Genomic DNA, 17,276 nt, shown 5'->3' with positions numbered 1-17,276 from the left:
TTAGTACTTCAAAATATCTCCCAATGTCTTCTTCATTTGCTCCATGCAATCTGTCGAAACCTCCCCTAATTTATTAATAAATCGGTCTTTTGAGATGGAGCGAATATGAAAAACCAAAATCTCTGACTTTTCCTTCAATCCGTTTCTAATATCAGGTTCTAAAACAGGATTACCTTTATAGCCTTTCACTTTTGTTGTGAGTGGACAAACTATTATGGTTCGTAAAAATTCATTAGCCAAATTTCCACTCAAAATGACAACAGGCCGAAATCCTGCTTGCTCACTTCCTTTCACAGGATTTAGGTTCACATTCCAAATTTCAGCCTGCTTCATGCTTCGTCAGTATCTTTGAGCTGTTTCCAGTAGTCATTCATACCTTCTTCAGCAACCATCATGACATCAAGATCATCTCCTGCCATTTTGTAGGATTTGGCATACTCTGCCTTTTCTATGTTTTCTAAATAGACAGTTAAAGCTTTTTCTATCAATTTATTCTTAGGCATATTGAGTTCATTAGCCTTTTTGGCCAATAAATCAACGACATGTTTGGGAAGTGTTGTTGTTATATTCATGTCTATTTTATATTTGTAAATCACAAATATAATACAAAATTACAGAATTAAAAATTCCTGAAAACTCTTCTTCCTTTAACTCTGCACCCCAAAACTATCATTACCAACTAAAGAAGGTTGATTAAACCTTCCGTTTTCATCTCTATTTTCAAGATTTAAAACACCTCTTGGACAAACGGAAGAGCAAACTCCACAACCAACGCAAGAAGAACGGATAATATTTTGACCTCTTTGCGCATACCATCTAACATCAATACCCATTTCACAATAGGTAGAGCAATTACCACAAGAAATGCATTGGCCACCGTTTGTGGTAATTCTAAAACGGGACTTGAATCGCTGAACCAAGCCTAAATAAGCTGCTAAAGGACAGCCAAATCTACACCATACTCTGTTTCCCATAAATGGATAAAAGCCCGTACCAATTACACCAGAAAAAATAGATCCAATTCCAAAACCGTAAACCGCCCTGATATTATAAGTGTTCATTCCTAAAAGCTGAGAGCTACCCGTGAAATAAGTATATAAAACAGCAGCTGTCATCACTACTGCAAAAACTAAAACACCATGAATTAACCATCTTTCTATTTTCCAAGCCCCTAATGACTTATCTGACAATTGTCTGTAAGGATCTCCCAAAGTTTCGGCCAGGCCTCCACAACCACATACCCAACTGCAGTACCATCGCTTACCATACAAATAGGTGAAGATTGGAACTCCCAATGTAAATAAGGCTATTCCCCAACCCAACATAAACAAGCCAATCGTACCTGCTTCAACCATTTCGTTTAATCGATAATCAAAAAAGAAGCTGTAGTCTAAAGGCCACATATTTTTCAAATCCATATAAGGTTGATTCAATCGAACGAGTATTTCAGGAATAACAAAGGCAAATGCTAACTGAAAGAACATAACTGATACAGTCCGAACCATTTGATAAGGGCTATGTCTATACTTAATGATCATCCTAATTCCCATCACCAAAATGGCAAGTGTGTAGAGAAACCCATACATAAACCATTGACTGGCAGGATTCCCACTCAGTATATTACTGATTGGGTCCACCATTACGATCCAGGAGGTCATATATTCTGGAAACCAGTAAAGAAACACATAAAAGCTGATAAGGAATGTACCCAATAAAATACCGATCCAGCCTCTGTTTTTTAAAGCACTATGAAATATACCATCATTTTTGATTCCGGCATGCTGTGTCTTTAATCTTGGTAATAAATACATGATTGCTCCAATGATAGGTATACCAATAGCTAGTAACAACCACAGCCATGGATTTTGAGCTACAGGGCCAACTTCTGATTGCTTAGTGATCGTAAATGCTTTATTATTGATATTGTCTTGACTAAAGCCTTTCTGCGAAATAATCGAATTATTGACATCAGTGATAACTTTTTCTAACTGCGTCACCAATTCTTCCGCAGATTCATATTCTCTACCTTCCATCCAGCCAGTATAATCGGTTAACTGTTTGATTTGCCATTGGGCCACTTCTTCCGTAGGAGTGCCTATCACTTTTTCTATTGCTGATTGCTGAAATGAATTGCCTTCAGTTGAATTGGCAATTTTGCTAGCAACATCACTACTAATTTCAAATTTTGATTTGATCTCTTCATTGGCTTGACTTAAAATTGCTTTAAAATCACTAACAAAAGAAAACTGATCATCATATTTGGTTCCATAAATATGCTGAGCATATTTATCGACTACAGAAAAAGTCTGGCCCCCTACAGCTTCTTTCAAATCAATTTTATTTAATTGATACTGTCCCAAGAAAAACAAAGAGAGATAAGTAAGAAAACCAATCGTAAAAACTATTAACCCTATTTTATGTATTAATTTCAAGCTCTTCATATATCTTTTTAAAATATTCCTAACACCTTTTTCCTACCTACTTTAACTTCGTCATTCGGATATCTTTCATTGTACATTCCCACCAAATCAACTTCATATCTCTTAAAAAATTCAGGATCAAAATTGGCTTCTTTCAAATTTTGAAAGACTTTCTTCATTGGCCATTTGTCTCGAATCATTTTATCGCAGACCTCGTGACGATACCTCACTCCCATCAAGTTTACACCTTTTAGAGTACTATCTTTTCTGTTGAATACCAATCTTATAGATTTCTCTCCTTTTTCATGTTCCCAGTAGAAATGTTCCTCTATGTCCTCATCAGGTTGATTGGGCACTTGACCATAGGTTTGATATTCAATATCCAAAAACTTAGCTGAATTAAACCAAACTCCAGGTTGATAGGCAGTTTTGGTTCCACAAATGGTTTGAGCCAATGTTTCTCCGTGCATTCTACCCGTATACCAAACCTGCTCAATGGGTCTTCTGTCTTCAGCAGGTGCCTTTTCAAACTCAGCACAATCACCTATGGCGTAAACATTCGGCTGATTGGTTTCAAAATATTCATTTACTTTAATACCCTTATCTGTTTCTAATTCAGAATTCTTCAAGAAATCAATATTAGGAGAAACCCCTACGGTTAGCCCGACAAACTGTGCTTCCAATTCTCCACCTTCCTTCAATTTCACTCCATTTGCCCTGCCATTTCCCCCATCAATAATTTCAGTAATTTCAGCTTCTAACTTCAAGTTGAATCCGTGTTTTCTAATATGACGATTAATCATTTCCGATTCTTCTGGTGGCAATACATTGTTCCAGAAACTGCTTTCACGTACTACGAAAGTCACATCTATATTACGAGTATGAAACATTTCACCCATTTCAATGCCTATGAGTCCCCCACCCACAACAACTGCATGCTGCGTTGTTGGTGAGTATTTTTCCATGCTTTCCAAATCCTGATAGTTGTACAAACCTTGCACAGCATCTAAATCTTGCCCTGGCCAACCAAATTTGTTGGATTTCGAACCAACCGCCAGTACTAGCACATCATAATTTAGGCTTTCTCTTTTCTTCAGATTAAGCTTCTTATTTTTAAAATCGATTTGTTCTACATAATCATAAACCAAATCAATTCTATTTTTCTTCCAAAAGAAATCCTCATAAGGCTTAGTACTTTCATATTTCATATGCCCCATATAAATGTACATTAAGGCAGTTCTTGAAAAGAAATGTTCTGTTTCAGCTGATATGATTGTGATGTTGTCATCACTATGTTTGCGGATGTGCCTTGCCGTAGTTACTCCTGCAATACCATTTCCAATAATGACGATGTTCCTCATGGGTGGTTATTTAATAATAAATCAATATTAGTAACACTAAAACTAATCATTTGTCAAGCGGAAGACAATAAAAAGCAATCCAAAAACAAAAAGTTTGCGTTTATCAAATAAAACTTACAAACTATGAAAAATTTAAAATTAGCCTGTGCATTTATTTTGCTATCAAGCATCAACCTGATGGCATTTGCACAAGAGATTAAAAAATTTAATGAGGAAGCTGATCAGTTTTTGAACAAATATGTGAAATCTGGTAAGGTAGACTACAAAACTTTAAAGAATAATTTTGAAGAGGTGGACAAACTATATAAGTCTTTAGCTACCGTCAATATTAAAGAACTCACCAAAAATGAAACAAAAGCATTGTACATCAACGCTTACAACATTATTGTTATCAGACAAATAACAGAATATTTTCCGTTAAAATCAGCCATTGATAAAAACGGTTTTTTTGATAAAGTGAAACATAATGTAGGAGGAGAAATGTTGACCTTGGATCAGATTGAAAAAGGCAAAGTCATTATTCCATTTCAAGACCCGAGAGTGCATTTTGCTTTCTCCTGTGCCGCAGAAAGCTGTCCTGAGCTAGCTAATTTTGCTTACATGGCTGATAAATTAGATGCCCAATTAGATGAAAGAACATCCAATTCTATTAATAACTCTGACTTTATTAAAGTGAACCCAAGCGAAAATGCAGTAGAAGTTTCAATGATATTCAAGTGGTATGATAGAGATTTCAAAATGAAAGCTGAAGGTGCACTATCGTACATCAATCAATACAGAAAAAATAAAATTCCTGAAAATTATAAGCTTACATTTTACGAATATGATTGGAGCCTAAATATTCAATAGAAAAGGAAGCTTTTCCAAAGTTCTACAACTTTGGAAAAGCTTTTACTTAATCATTTTCTTCCTCAGAAACTTCTTCTTTTGTATTTTCATCTGCAGATAACTCCTCTTGCAATTCAGAAGATTCTGGTGATATATCTCCGGAATAATTAAAGACCTCAAGGATTGAACTTTCAATTACTTCAGGTACTTGAAAGGAAACCAGCATATTATTCAAGCTAAGATAAATTCTATCATAAGCTTCCTTTACGTTTTTAGCAGTCACTATCATTTGATTGGTGATCTTCTTTTCTTTCCCACTCTCTTCCGCTACATAATAGACCACCTTGCATTTGTGCCATATATCCGCATCTTCATAATGAAAAACATCTACGATTTTACTTTTGCTGATACCGGTGATCATAAATTCCCCTCTTACTCGCTCACCCATCTCTTCATACATACGTGTTTCAGCTTCCGTAAAAGAAACCGCATCTACTAAATAAGGCTCCGTAACAGACTTCAACCTACCATTTTCATCCTCCTTTTGATACTTCACTTTACACAAAAACCACTGCTTCATAATTATATTTTTCAAATTGGATTGCGAATATAAAGGAAATCAAAATCGAATGGAAATGGCTCATGAAATTGTTTTAACTTTGCTCGATGGAAAAAAGCAAAATCGTACTCCCCTGCCCCCCTTATATTGCCCCTGTATTGAGACAGGAAATCGAAAATCTAGGTTATAAAGTAACCCACGAGGGACCACTAGATGTCGCTTTGGAAGGTACTAAAGAAGATTGCATGCACTTAAACCTTCATTTGCGTACTGCAAATAAAGTTCTTTTCCTCATAAAATCATTTAAAGCCCATAATCCTGATAAATTATACCAACAGCTTTATCAGGTCAAATGGGAAGATTACTTAAATGAAAATGGTTATCTCTGCATAACTTCCTATGTTAATAATGAAAACATACTAAACACTCAATTTGCTAATGTAAGAGTAAAAGATGCTATAGTAGATCGATTAAAAGATAAAACCGGAACAAGACCTGATTCCGGTCCATTAAGAGACCAGATGGTTGTATTTCTTCATTGGATGGAAGATCAAGTATCGATTTACTTGGATACTTCTGGCGAAACTATCTCAAAACACGGCTATAGAAAAATTCCCGGAAAAGCACCGATGATGGAATCACTAGCAGCAGCTAGCATATTAGCTTCGAACTGGAAGCCCGATCAGACGTTCATCAACCCAATGTGCGGGTCTGGAACTTTAGCAATAGAAGCCGCTTGTATAGCAGCGAACAAAGCCCCTGGTCTAAATCGAGAAAAATTCGGATTTCATTATTTGAAAGGATTTGATTTAGATAAATGGGAAAAATTGAAACAGGAAGCCGTTCAAAATGAAAAACCAATTGCATGCAAGATTATATCGGGAGATAATAGCCGAATGGCGATCCAGGCCGCAAAACAGAATGCTGAAGCAGCAGGAGTTGCAGAGGCCATTACATTTGAAAAGAAAGATTTTAGGGATAGCACAATTCCCGAAGGAGAAGGTGTTGTTTTCCTAAATCCAGAATACGGAGAAAGATTAGGTGAAGAACAAGAACTGGCAAATGTCTATGCCCAAATAGGCGACTTTTTTAAAAGAGACTGCAAGGGAAAAACCGGTTATATTTTTACAGGAAATATGAACCTGGCAAAAAAAATTGGCCTACGAACGAAAAGAAGAATACCTTTTATGAACGCTAAAATTGAATGTAGGCTATTGGAATATGAGTTATATGCTGGAACTAAAAAAGACAAAAGCTAAAGTTTCTTTTCAAATCTGTTTCCACCACCCTATCTTCAAGCCATGCAAGTAAGCAAAAAAGAAAAAGACACCCTCAGAAAGGCAGTTATTTACTGGAAATCTAAAGGTTTGATAGACGATTCAACAGCCGATGAGCTAGGAGAAAGCATAAAAGTAAAGTCGTTCAATTGGCAATCGTTGGCTTATTATTCATTTCTATTTGCGGTAGTTAGTTTATTAATTGCGGTTGTTAGCATATTTGCGGATAAAGCACTGTTGGACCTTATTGATTCCATGCTTTCAACATCTTATTTCACAAAGTCAATTACTTTTCTATCACTCAGCATACTCTTCTTTTGGTTTGATTATCGATACAACAAGAGAAAAACCCGAAAAAAATACAGCAAAGAAGTTTTCGCATTTTTTGGAGCTATATGTTTAGCTATATGTACCGGATTCGTGAGTTTTATTTTTGAGATGGAAGAAAATCCAGGCATTTTCATTTTAGGACTGTCAGTTTTATATTTTGGTCTTGCAATAGTTAGGATCAAGGAATTACTGTGGCTATTCGGAATTATTGCTCTTTTGATAGCCTATGGTACCATCACACATAATATTGGTCAAGAAAACTACCAATTCGTTGGAATGAATTTTCCGATGAGATTTACAATTCTTGGTGCAGCTATTTTGATCTTGACATATTATATCAATAAAACAGAAAAACTAAAACCTTTTGTAGAATCCACCTATTGGAGTGGACTCATTATTTTCTTTTTTGCCCTTTGGTTTTTAACGATTTTTGGGAATTATAGTAGTTATGATAAATGGCTAGAAATTCGCCAATATTATTTATGGTGGTACAGCTTGATTCTGCTTCTGGTAAGTTTTGGTGCTATTCTGATAGGTATTAAAAAAGAAGACAGTTCAATTAAAAATGTTGGGATCACCTTTATTTTCTTAAACCTATACACTCGATATTTTGAATACTTTTGGGATGAATTACATAAGGCATTATTCTTTGGGATAATAGCGATTTCCTTTTGGCTAATTGGAAAGAAAGCTGAAAAAATATGGGATAAAGAATTCAAATAAAGCACTCAGGACGTCAATACTTTTTGATAATGAGGAATAGGCAAATCAATTCGGAAACTGGCTGGTTTATCTTTTTCCAAATGAATTTCACCACCTAATTTTCCAACTGCCAACTTAACACTATACAAACCGAGGCCAAAGCCTCGTTTGTGTTCCGTTGCTACAAAGAACATATTAAATATTTTATCTCGCACTTTGGGATTTATACCTAATCCGAAATCTTCAAAAATAATCTGATATGAGCTGTTTTTGCTACTTTTGGTAAATCGGATTTCTACTTTAGGTTTCTCACCCCTACTCGTAAATTTGATCGAATTATTAACCAGATTTGAAAAGATCACTTTTAAATGAATAGAATCACTCAAAATTTCATGGTCTTCTGCGTCTAATTCGATATCTATAAATTGTTGCCAATCTTCATTATCCGGTATGTTCTCTTTAGAAGCTTCTATAATTATGTCTCTGATACTATGACTTTGGATTTGAACTGGTTGTTGCTTTAGTTTATTTATTTTTTGAAGATTGAATAAAATATTATTCATCCTTTCTGCGGTTTCGTTTACTTTGGAAAAATAAAATTTGGATGCTTGTTCATCAGATTCTTTCATGGCTAAATAACAAAGACCTAAAATTGTTGAAACAGGTCCTTTCAAGTCATGTGCTGCACGATAAAAAAAAGTATCAAATTCATGTTTAGCAATTTTTAAATCGTTGTTAGCATCCCTTAATTCTTTGGTCCTTTCATCAACCATTTCTTCGAGCTGAAGATTACTTAATTTCAAATCATCGTTTTGCTTCTGAATAATGGCATTTTTATGCTCAATTTCTTTATTCTGCTCAGTTATTTCTTCTTTTTGATGGATCACTATAGACTGGTTCTTTAACAAACTCTGATTAGCATCCTCTAGTTCTAAAGTTCTTTCCTCTACTTTCGACTGTAATTTTTTCTTTTGACTTTTTAAGAACTTAATTCGCAATTGAATGTATACCAAAATAAGCACTAAGATGGCTGCTACAAACAAAACTCTAAACCAGACAGTAGACCAGAATGGGGGATCCACTTTTATATATACTTCTTTAATTTTACTAGACCATTTTCCATCTGCATTAGTACCCATAATTTTCAAAGTATACTCCCCTGCTGGTAAATTGGTAAAGGAAAAATGTCTTCTGTTTTTATTATATATCCAATCTGTATCGAAACCATCCAAATAATAAGCATATTGGATTTTATCAGCAGCACTCAAATCTGTTGTAGCAATTTCCAAGGACAGCAAATAGTCTTGATGATCGAGCAATAATGAATCTATTGAAAAATCTATTATCGACTTTTTTCCTCTGTCACTTACGATATCAATTCCCACAATATTGATTTCCGGTTCAAAAGTGCTTCCCTTTATTTCATCAGGATTAAAAACATTTAGTCCATTGAAACCACCAGCAAAGATCCTCCCATCTTGAAGTGTGGCAATAGACCTTCTAACGAATTCCTCTCCCTGTAAACCATCAGAGACATCGTAATTTTTAAATTCTTCAGTGTGCGGATTAAAAAAGGAAATACCTTTATAAGTTGTAATCCAAAGATTTCCATTCAAATCCTCTGTTATACCTGTTATATTATTATTTACCAATCCATTTTCTTTGGTATAAGACTTGAAAATAATCTCTTTTCCTGATTCTATCATTTTCGCAAATCCTCCCCCACCAGTACCAATCCAAATGTTATGATTTCTATCTTCTTTGATAGTTCTTATGACATTATAGTTGATACTATTAGTGTCATTTCTATTGTATCGGAAATGTCTAAAATCGTCTGTTTTGGGTTGGTACAAATCCAATCCAAAATCTGTTGCTAACCAAATTCTACTTTTACTATCTACTAATAATTTATGAACCCTATTATTAGAAAGGGAATTTGGTATGTTTGAATCGTGAAGATACTTTTTAAATACTTCTGCTTCTTTATCAAAAACGACAAGCCCTCCATCACCCAATAAACCCATCCAAAGTTTTCCATCAGGCGCTTCAGCAATACTTTCAATAAAATTTGTTGTGATAGAAGCAGTGTCTTCTTCAACATTCCGATAAGAATATAATTCCCCTGTATTTCTATTGTATTTCGATAAACCAAAATTCCATAGCCCAAACCATAAAATACTATCAGAATCCTCGAAAACTAACCATCCTCTGTCATCAGGAAGACCAGAATAGCTACTTATTATCTGCTGAAATCTAAGTTGCCCTTCCTTTTCTGTCACCAGATCAATACCTGCATCATTAGCAACATAAATATCCCCTTTACTATCCTCGAATATATAATTCACAGCATCATCTGAAATACTAAATGGATCATTTTCATCGGGTTGATATAGATCAAATTTTTTCTGATTTAAATCAAATGACGCTATTCCACCCCCATGGGTACCTAGCCAATAATTGGCCGATTCATCTTGAAAAATTTCGACTATATTGTTAGAAGGCAAAGTTTTTAGATTAAACTTCTCCTCTTGGAAATGATATCTTATCTTAAAATTATGATCTATGTAAAAAAGGCCTGCTCCGAAAGTACCTAGCCAAATCCCTCCTTCTTTATTAGGATAAATTTTACGAGCATAAATTGAATTTTCTTCAGTGAAGTTCAAATCAATTGACAGGAATTGCTGAGCATTTGCGCTCTTGTAGAATAGCCCTCCAAACTTAGTAGCAACCCAAAGCGTTCCATGCGAATCATAATGCAAATCTCTAATATCGTCATCCAAAAGCCCAGAATCTCCCTTTAAAAATTTTTCTACTTGAAAGGTATTGACATTAACTTTGTGCAATCCTTCACGGGTACCAACCCAAATCTCCTCTTTGCTTCTAGCTTTAGAAATGCAGTATACTACCTCATTATTTAAAGAAGGAAATTTTTTAGATAAGGTGTTACGATTTGTGAATTCTTCTTGCAGAATATTGAACCTATTCAATCCATTCTTTGTACCGATCCAATAGATTGAATCCGACAATTGAAAAATGGAATAAATAACATTATCGCTAATAGAATTGGATGAATTATCGTGAATAAAAGATTTAAAATGAGACTTCTTATCAAATTTATTTAGACCACCACCGTAGGTTCCAATCCATAAATTACCTTCAGTATCCTCAACAATATCCTTTATATAGTTATTACTTAAGCTAGTTGAATCATCAATTTTATAATTGTAGGAAACAAAATTTTGACCGTCAAATCTATCAAGACCGTCCTGCGTTCCAAGCCATAGAAAACCGTTACTTCCTTGATAGATAGATTCAACTATGTTTTGAGAAAGCCCATCATTTACAGTTAACGTTCTAAAGTCGGTATTTTTCAGCTGGTTTTGAGCAACCAACTGAAAGGCTAAAAATTGTACTATTAACAGATATAAAAATCGCATAATCGATTCAATAAGATATCAAAATAGAATATTATCTAATTAAAATCAATATTTTTCGACTAACTCTTTATACAGTACATTAAAGGTATGATTGTATTATTCTATAATATTATAATTCTGAGGCTTTATTTAAAACCAATTTGATGAGTGAATCTATTGTCTTGTCAGAGTTTTTCGAGAACTGATGACTCATTCTATTAGCAACTATGGCATTGCAACTTAAAACATCATGTCCTAATAGCCTACCCATAGCATAATAGCCCGCAGTTTCCATTTCAAAATTAGTTAGCCATAAATCTCCATAATGAAACATGGAAAGACTTTCGACTATATCTGGAAAACGAATAGGTGCCCTTAATTGCCTTCCTTGTGGAGCGTAAAAGCCGGGGCAAGTAACGGTATTCCCAACATTCATTCCTTCAGCAAAGTGTTTGAGAAGTGAGGATGAACCCTCCACGCAGTATGGACGAAAAGGCAAATTAACTTCTAATTGTAGAGCTGATTCAACGTTTGATTCTGCTTCTGTTCGTTCCAGCTCATAGAAATGCATCAAAGTATCAAGACCAACTGCAAACTGAGAAACAGATAGAGAATCGACCGGTAGATCTTGTTGTAACCCACCTGATGTACCTATTCGAATTATCTTTAATGATTTCTTTTTGGCTTTATTTTCCCGCTTCTTCAAATTAATATTCGCTAAGGCATCCAATTCAGTCATTAGAATCTCCACATTATCTGTCCCCATTCCAGTTGACATCACTGTAAGTTTACGTCCTTTATAAGTTCCCGTATGTGTGATAAACTCTCTTTTGTTCATCTCAAAAGTTATTTTATCAAAATACTGGCTTACTTTATGCACTCTTGAAGGATCACCTACAGTAAGAATAACATCTGAAATATCCTGAGGCTTTAAGCTCAAATGATAGACAGAGCCGTCTTTATTTAATATTAATTCTGACTCAGGATATTGTTTATTCATAAAATCTACAATTTATTCTTCTCTAATTTACCTTGAAACCCTTTATATGGATCATACCCATTAGTATTTTTTTGGTAATATCCAGTTCCGTTGTATTCCCGTTTCTCAGGATGTTCCATGCATTCCTTAGAACAAGCTCCTTCCATTTCCCATCCGCATTTCTCGCATATAGCAACATGAACATTGCACTCGGGATTAGCACAATTGACCATTCGATCAGATTGTGACTCACACACGAAACACTTAGAAACCACCTTAGGATTGACTTTATTCACGTCAACTGAAAGCCGATTATCAAACACGTAACATTTACCTTCAAAATCTTCTCCATCGGCTTCAATTCCGTACTTAATAATTCCTCCATGCAGTTGATAAACATTTTCAAAACCTTGCTCAAGCAGATAGGCACTAGCTTTCTCACATTTAATACCTCCAGTGCAATAAGTCACGATCTTCTTCCCTTTGTACTGTTCTAAATCGCTCAACTTTTCTGGAAAATCTCTGAAATTCTCTATATCTAACGTAACCGCATTCTTAAATCTACCCAATTCGTGTTCATAATTTGAACGAACGTCAAGAATTACAATATCTTCCTCATTCTTAATCATCTCTCGGAATTTAGCGGGCTCCACATACGCTCCTGTTTTTTGACGAGGATTAATGTGGGCAAGGCTAGAATGCACGATTTCAGACTTATGCCTGACATTTAATTTCTTGAACGTGTGCTCAGGATGAAAATCTTCTTTGAAATCCGTATCAGCAAACCTAGGATCCGCCTTTACCCTATTCATGTACTCGTCAACCATTTCAGTTGAACCTGAAACGGTACCATTCAAACCCTCTTGTGAAACTATAATCCTTCCTCTTAAATCCAATTCCAAACACATCAAATGATGTTCATCTCTGAATTGGTCAGGATCCTTAATTTCTGCATAGCAGTAATAGAGTATTACTTTGTATTGATTGTCTGCATTTTTCATAATTTCCTCCTTAGTGTAAATAAGGTGATTTTATAAGCCTGATCTTTTATTCTACTTCAAAGAAGAAGATAATCGATGCAGCCTTTTACTTATAAATCAGTCTAAATTCTGTACTAACTTCAATATATTTATTCTCTTAATTAATTTTCAATTGTTTGCGCAGGATTTCCAAATACAGTTTCTCCGTCCTTTACATCCTTTATCACTACAGAACCTGCACCAATATTAGCCTTCTTACCAATTGTAACACCTGAAACTACCGTAACCCCAGAACCTATGAAGGTTTCTTCTCCGACTGTCACTCCACTATTTAATTGTGATCCAGCACCTAACTGCACGTAATCGCCCAACTCGACATTATACTCTATTATAGCACCAGAATGAATTAAACAGTGATTCGGAACCTTCGAAAATGCACCTAATACTGCTCTGGCATTTATGAAATTGCCATATCCTAAGTGGGCCGAATCTGAAACGATAGCTTGGGAATGAATTGCATTTGCTGGCATAGTTTTCCTGCGATCATTCAGCATTTTGGTTATTTTTTTTCGCGCTTTCATATTATCTTCAGCAACGAAAGCGTCACATTTCTTACCAATATATTTTAAATAACCATCATCATCAGTTTCTCCCAATACGGAAACAAAATCAATCTCACTGCCATGCAAAGCTTTATCATCATCCAAAAAGCAATAAATTTCAACTTTATTACTTTTAAAAATTTCCGCTGCTGAAGGTCCTATACCTTTCGCTCCTAAAATTATTACTGGTTTTTTATCCATAGTGATTTTTTAGAATTGCGAAGTTAAGACTTAAACAGTCCTTGCGCAATACTGAGGATTCTAATTTTAAATATCAGCTTAACTATGTTATTATTTTGTTATCAGTATCAAGGATGAAAAGGGAATAAAATAATACGTTTATGCATATTCCATTCTATCATCCAAAGACCTAAAAACTAAAACCTCTTTTCCCAGTATTTTTGAGATCAACTATATAAGTGGTGGGTAGTATTCCTAAGAACGCATAATTGCTCTTGTAACCATTACAATAACTGCAATGAGAAACATCACAATAGAAATTTTATTTATCCCATGCATCATTTTTAGATTAAAGTTGCTTGGTGCATTAGGATCTTTTGTACCAAACAGTCTTTTAAAATACCCTACAACGTCTCCCAGCTGAAAATAGCTTTTCCAACCTGTCGATGTATCCCTATTTAAATCCTCTAAGTCTCTCTGCTCTTTCATAACTATGTTTTATAATTTTCCTGCTAACAAATCTAGGCCTCTTGTGGTTCTAACCATTTTCCATCTTGTCGGATTATTTCAATTAATTCGTCAACAGCTTTTTCAAAAGGAACACCTCTTTTCATGACCTCTTGGCCTTTATATAACGTGATTTTGCCTTTTCCGGAACCCACATAGCCATAATCAGCATCTGCCATTTCACCAGGACCATTTACTATACAACCCATAATCCCTATTTTAACTCCTTTTAAATGATTGGTTCTGTTCCGAATCATAGCAGTAGTTTCTTGCAAATCAAAAAGAGTTCTACCGCATGAAGGGCAAGAAATATATTCAGTCTTTGAAATTCTAGTCCTGCTGGCCTGCAAAATATTGAATGCGGTTTCATTAATGGCTTTATCTCCCCCGCAGTTTTCAGCAGCAATAAATACTCCATCTCCAAAGCCGTCAATCAGCAAACCGCCCATATCAGTGGCAGAATATAACTGCAGCTTCTCTAAAGATAGATTTTGATAAGCCCTACCGATCACTACGGGGACATCGCAAGTCTTCTGCATCAATTCCATAAACAATCTACGCTGCTCAGCCAGTCCATGATTATTGTAGGTATCAATCAATAAAACGGCTGTGGAATCATTTTTCAATTTTGCAATAAACTCATCCGATAAATCCGCTAAAATCGCATAAATAAAATTAAGCTTTGGGTGCATTTCAACATCAGATAAGTAATCTTTAGGATCTATAAAAGGAAACCTTCTTTCCTTTTCTTTTTCCTTTAACCAGGTTTTATGCGCATGTACAATTCCTAAAGTACCTGGAATTTCAAACTCAACTGGCTTGTCATTTGTGAAAATATAATCACATGCAAAGTCTGAAATAGACCATTTATCTAAAGGCACTGAATAATTGTATCCTACTCCAAAAAAAGAGGCAGGTGTTATGTCTTTCTTCAAAGAAAAATCGGCCATCACTATTGGCACTTCTTTTCCTCCAATATTGCCTACTTTCCTACTTGCCCTTTTTTCATATTCATAAGGATTAAATAAGCAATTGTCAATTATTGGAATCTCATCATGTCCTTCTCTTTCTTTGTATCGATCTGCTAAAACCTTTGCCACCGGAATTTCCTCTTCTGGTTCTTCTGTGAGCGAGACCCTAATAGTATCCCCCAGACCATCCTCAAGCAAAGTACCAATGCCAACAGAACTCTTGATTCTTCCGTCTTCTGCTTCACCTGCTTCTGTAACACCCAAATGCAAAGGATACGGCTTTAGGCCTTCTTCATCTAATTTTTGTACTAAAAGGCGATAGGCTTGCACCATCACCTGCGGATTACTAGACTTCATTGAAACCACGATGTCATAGAATTCCATTTCTTCACAAATTCGTATAAATTCCAATGCTGACTCAACCATCCCGAATGGTGTGTCTCCATATCGACTCATGATACGATCGGAAAGAGAACCATGGTTGGTGCCAATTCTGATGGCGGTTCCATGCTCTTTACAGATTTTGATTAAGGGCTTAAAACGCTTCTTAATTCGATCTAATTCCGCCTTGTAGCTTTCATCTGTATATTCTATATTTTCAAATTTCTTTTTATCAGCATAATTGCCCGGATTCACCCTCACTTTCTCCACAATTTTGGCTGCTAATTCAGCAGCATTTGGTGTGAAATGGATATCAGCAACTAAAGGAGTAAAGTAGCCTCTTTTCTCTAAACCTTCCTTAATAGCTCTAAGATTTTCAGCTTCTTTTATGGATGGTGCAGTAATTCTAACCAACTGGCATCCTGCATCAATCATACGAATAGATTGTTCAATAGAACCCTCTGTATCCATCGTATCAACAGTTGTCATAGATTGAAGAACAATAGCATTATCTCCTCCAATCGTTACACCACCTATCTTAACTGGAATCGTTTTTCTACGCTTATAAGCGACTAAACTATTACAATATTGTTGAAAATTTTTAGTTGAGACTTCCATATTTAAATTCCTTCCACCAATTTAACTACAAAGTAAACAAATTGTTAGTATAACAACTATTGTTAATTGTTTAAATTACCTCCTTATGCTGAAATAGAAATTTACAACCCCACTAAATGAACATTTTACCTGCAGAAATGTATACCACAACCCTCCTAAAAACACCATAATCAAAAATTAACGGATCACTTCATCTTGACGATCAACTCCAACGCTGATTAGCGCTCATTTTAAATCAACAGAACTGATCCTTCATTTTGTCATTAGTCGGACAGTTTTAAAGTAAAAGATTCCTTAAAATGCTGCTTAAAGTAAATAAAGAACCAATGAGAACCACAATTATCGTTTCTATAATGTTGCTGCTATTAGATAAGCCTGTATTTGGACAAAATTCTCCCATAGTTAAGAAAGATTCTATCAATGTATTCACAAGTGGGCTATTTATGAGTAAGGGTCAGGGGGAAATTAAATTTTATAATAATCTTCACACCCAGATTGAACCTCAATTAAATACCTTAGATAGGCGGAGTAGTTTTAATAGCAGCTTCTTTCAGGTAACCATTGGCAGCAATAAAAACATAAACTATGGAATAGACTTTATCTACAAGTCAAATATCACTAATGATGAAGGATCAAGCTCTCCGTTTACAGTATTTGAGTTAATGAATAAGAGCATTCGAAACATTTCTATGGGTAATGAATTCACTACCAATTTTCAGCATGGTCTAACCCATATTGGGGGCAAAGTGAGAGTAAAACCCTTCAAAAATAAGCGTTTCACATTTCAGCAAAACGTTTATATCTCAACAGGTCAATTAAATGAAGGTCACATTATTAATTCTGACCTGTTTTACGAAAGAATCATTCAAAATCGATTTATGGTCTTTGGTAATATTGGTGCTTGGTACCCCCTCGCAGGCGACATATTTCCTTACGCCAGAGTATTTGCTGGTACTTTATTAGCAAAACGTTTGGGTCCTTTCGTGATGATTAACTTACCTTATGAGCTTGGAGCTGGTACAAAATTATTTATAACCCGAAAAATAGAATTGGAATTTATGTATACCTACTGGCTTCCAATTGAGTCTATTGTAGGAAGAAATAAACCAACTTCAATCAACTTTGGACTGAGGTTAACAAACTTTAATAACTTTTAAAACCTGTT

General features: G+C 35.1%; 15 protein-coding genes. 4 read left to right on the top strand and 11 right to left on the bottom strand.

Annotated elements, in window-relative coordinates:
• The 4 genes from B9Y84_RS00160 to B9Y84_RS00145 form a co-directional block, all read right to left on the bottom strand.
• Positions 1-333 carry a type II toxin-antitoxin system PemK/MazF family toxin gene (locus B9Y84_RS00160; RefSeq protein ID WP_085515068.1) on the bottom strand — a complete coding sequence of 111 codons (333 nt, stop codon included), beginning with the start codon at positions 331-333 and terminating at the stop codon, positions 1-3.
• On the bottom strand, positions 330-572 hold the full coding sequence (locus B9Y84_RS00155; RefSeq protein ID WP_085515067.1) for a CopG family transcriptional regulator: 243 nt from the start codon (positions 570-572) through the stop codon (positions 330-332). The genes B9Y84_RS00160 and B9Y84_RS00155 overlap by 4 nt, the downstream gene beginning before the upstream one ends.
• Positions 573-647: 75 nt before the next feature.
• A complete protein-coding gene (locus B9Y84_RS00150; protein WP_085515066.1) occupies positions 648-2,441 on the bottom strand; it encodes a 4Fe-4S binding protein in 1,794 nt (597 codons plus the stop codon).
• Between the two features lie 8 nt (positions 2,442-2,449).
• The gene (locus B9Y84_RS00145) at positions 2,450-3,781 is read right to left on the bottom strand and encodes an NAD(P)/FAD-dependent oxidoreductase (protein ID WP_085515065.1); all 1,332 of its coding nucleotides are present in this window, start codon (positions 3,779-3,781) and stop codon (positions 2,450-2,452) included.
• Positions 3,782-3,904: 123 nt separating this feature from the next.
• On the opposite strand from B9Y84_RS00145, the gene B9Y84_RS00140 reads away from it, so the two are divergent.
• Complete coding sequence (locus tag B9Y84_RS00140) at positions 3,905-4,630, top strand: DUF547 domain-containing protein (RefSeq protein ID WP_085515064.1); 726 nt, start codon at positions 3,905-3,907, stop codon at positions 4,628-4,630.
• A gap of 46 nt (positions 4,631-4,676) precedes the next feature.
• Here B9Y84_RS00140 and B9Y84_RS00135 read toward each other — a convergent pair whose 3' ends face one another.
• Positions 4,677-5,189 (bottom strand): DUF4494 domain-containing protein, encoded by a 513-nt coding sequence (locus B9Y84_RS00135; RefSeq protein ID WP_085515063.1) that lies wholly within the window; start codon positions 5,187-5,189, stop codon positions 4,677-4,679.
• An 86-nt stretch (positions 5,190-5,275) separates the two neighbouring features.
• Here B9Y84_RS00135 and B9Y84_RS00130 point away from each other — a divergent pair, with 86 nt between their 5' ends.
• Positions 5,276-6,427: a THUMP domain-containing class I SAM-dependent RNA methyltransferase gene (locus B9Y84_RS00130; protein WP_085515062.1), complete on the top strand. Its 1,152-nt coding sequence runs from the start codon at positions 5,276-5,278 to the stop codon at positions 6,425-6,427.
• 42 nt (positions 6,428-6,469) lie between these two features.
• Positions 6,470-7,498, top strand: coding sequence for a DUF2254 domain-containing protein (locus B9Y84_RS00125; RefSeq protein WP_085515061.1), 1,029 nt, complete (start codon positions 6,470-6,472; stop codon positions 7,496-7,498).
• 5 nt (positions 7,499-7,503) lie between these two features.
• On the opposite strand, the gene B9Y84_RS00120 is transcribed toward B9Y84_RS00125, so the two are convergent.
• The 6 genes from B9Y84_RS00120 to ispG form a co-directional block, all read right to left on the bottom strand.
• Complete coding sequence (locus B9Y84_RS00120) at positions 7,504-10,914, bottom strand: two-component regulator propeller domain-containing protein (RefSeq protein ID WP_085515060.1); 3,411 nt, start codon at positions 10,912-10,914, stop codon at positions 7,504-7,506.
• A gap of 109 nt (positions 10,915-11,023) precedes the next feature.
• Positions 11,024-11,893: a nucleoside phosphorylase gene (locus B9Y84_RS00115; protein ID WP_085515059.1), complete on the bottom strand. Its 870-nt coding sequence runs from the start codon at positions 11,891-11,893 to the stop codon at positions 11,024-11,026.
• Between the two features lie 5 nt (positions 11,894-11,898).
• Entirely contained in the window at positions 11,899-12,873 is a 975-nt protein-coding gene (gene trhO / locus B9Y84_RS00110; RefSeq protein ID WP_085515058.1) for an oxygen-dependent tRNA uridine(34) hydroxylase TrhO, read from the bottom strand.
• Positions 12,874-13,013: 140 nt separating this feature from the next.
• Positions 13,014-13,655, bottom strand: coding sequence for an acetyltransferase (locus B9Y84_RS00105; RefSeq protein WP_085515057.1), 642 nt, complete (start codon positions 13,653-13,655; stop codon positions 13,014-13,016).
• Between the two features lie 234 nt (positions 13,656-13,889).
• Positions 13,890-14,123 (bottom strand): DUF6728 family protein, encoded by a 234-nt coding sequence (locus B9Y84_RS00100; protein ID WP_085515056.1) that lies wholly within the window; start codon positions 14,121-14,123, stop codon positions 13,890-13,892.
• 32 nt (positions 14,124-14,155) lie between these two features.
• Positions 14,156-16,111, bottom strand: coding sequence for a (E)-4-hydroxy-3-methylbut-2-enyl-diphosphate synthase (gene ispG / locus B9Y84_RS00095; protein WP_085515055.1), 1,956 nt, complete (start codon positions 16,109-16,111; stop codon positions 14,156-14,158).
• Between the two features lie 326 nt (positions 16,112-16,437).
• Here ispG and B9Y84_RS00090 point away from each other — a divergent pair, with 326 nt between their 5' ends.
• Positions 16,438-17,268 carry a hypothetical protein gene (locus B9Y84_RS00090; RefSeq protein ID WP_139827896.1) on the top strand — a complete coding sequence of 277 codons (831 nt, stop codon included), beginning with the start codon at positions 16,438-16,440 and terminating at the stop codon, positions 17,266-17,268.
• Positions 17,269-17,276: the final 8 nt, after the last annotated feature.

Origin of the sequence: Marivirga sericea, from assembly GCF_900177665.1 — a bacterium.
GTDB lineage: Bacteria > Bacteroidota > Bacteroidia > Cytophagales > Cyclobacteriaceae > Marivirga > Marivirga sericea.
The sequence above is the reverse complement of the archived record's forward strand: the minus strand, read 5'-3'. Positions and strand labels throughout refer to the sequence as shown.

What these genes read in the sequence shown, in the direction of transcription:
- ispG (WP_085515055.1), bottom strand. Translation starts at nt 16,111, where the DNA reads ATGGAAGTCTCAACTAAAAATTTTCAACAATATTGTAATAGTTTAGTC.
- B9Y84_RS00100 (WP_085515056.1), bottom strand. Translation starts at nt 14,123, where the DNA reads ATGAAAGAGCAGAGAGACTTAGAGGATTTAAATAGGGATACATCGACA.
- trhO (WP_085515058.1), bottom strand. Translation starts at nt 12,873, where the DNA reads ATGAAAAATGCAGACAATCAATACAAAGTAATACTCTATTACTGCTAT.
- B9Y84_RS00150 (WP_085515066.1), bottom strand. Translation starts at nt 2,441, where the DNA reads ATGAAGAGCTTGAAATTAATACATAAAATAGGGTTAATAGTTTTTACG.
- B9Y84_RS00140 (WP_085515064.1), top strand. Translation starts at nt 3,905, where the DNA reads ATGAAAAATTTAAAATTAGCCTGTGCATTTATTTTGCTATCAAGCATC.
- B9Y84_RS00145 (WP_085515065.1), bottom strand. Translation starts at nt 3,781, where the DNA reads ATGAGGAACATCGTCATTATTGGAAATGGTATTGCAGGAGTAACTACG.
- B9Y84_RS00155 (WP_085515067.1), bottom strand. Translation starts at nt 572, where the DNA reads ATGAATATAACAACAACACTTCCCAAACATGTCGTTGATTTATTGGCC.
- B9Y84_RS00120 (WP_085515060.1), bottom strand. Translation starts at nt 10,914, where the DNA reads ATGCGATTTTTATATCTGTTAATAGTACAATTTTTAGCCTTTCAGTTG.
- B9Y84_RS00090 (WP_139827896.1), top strand. Translation starts at nt 16,438, where the DNA reads ATGAGAACCACAATTATCGTTTCTATAATGTTGCTGCTATTAGATAAG.
- B9Y84_RS00160 (WP_085515068.1), bottom strand. Translation starts at nt 333, where the DNA reads ATGAAGCAGGCTGAAATTTGGAATGTGAACCTAAATCCTGTGAAAGGA.
- B9Y84_RS00115 (WP_085515059.1), bottom strand. Translation starts at nt 11,893, where the DNA reads ATGAATAAACAATATCCTGAGTCAGAATTAATATTAAATAAAGACGGC.
- B9Y84_RS00105 (WP_085515057.1), bottom strand. Translation starts at nt 13,655, where the DNA reads ATGGATAAAAAACCAGTAATAATTTTAGGAGCGAAAGGTATAGGACCT.
- B9Y84_RS00135 (WP_085515063.1), bottom strand. Translation starts at nt 5,189, where the DNA reads ATGAAGCAGTGGTTTTTGTGTAAAGTGAAGTATCAAAAGGAGGATGAA.
- B9Y84_RS00130 (WP_085515062.1), top strand. Translation starts at nt 5,276, where the DNA reads ATGGAAAAAAGCAAAATCGTACTCCCCTGCCCCCCTTATATTGCCCCT.
- B9Y84_RS00125 (WP_085515061.1), top strand. Translation starts at nt 6,470, where the DNA reads ATGCAAGTAAGCAAAAAAGAAAAAGACACCCTCAGAAAGGCAGTTATT.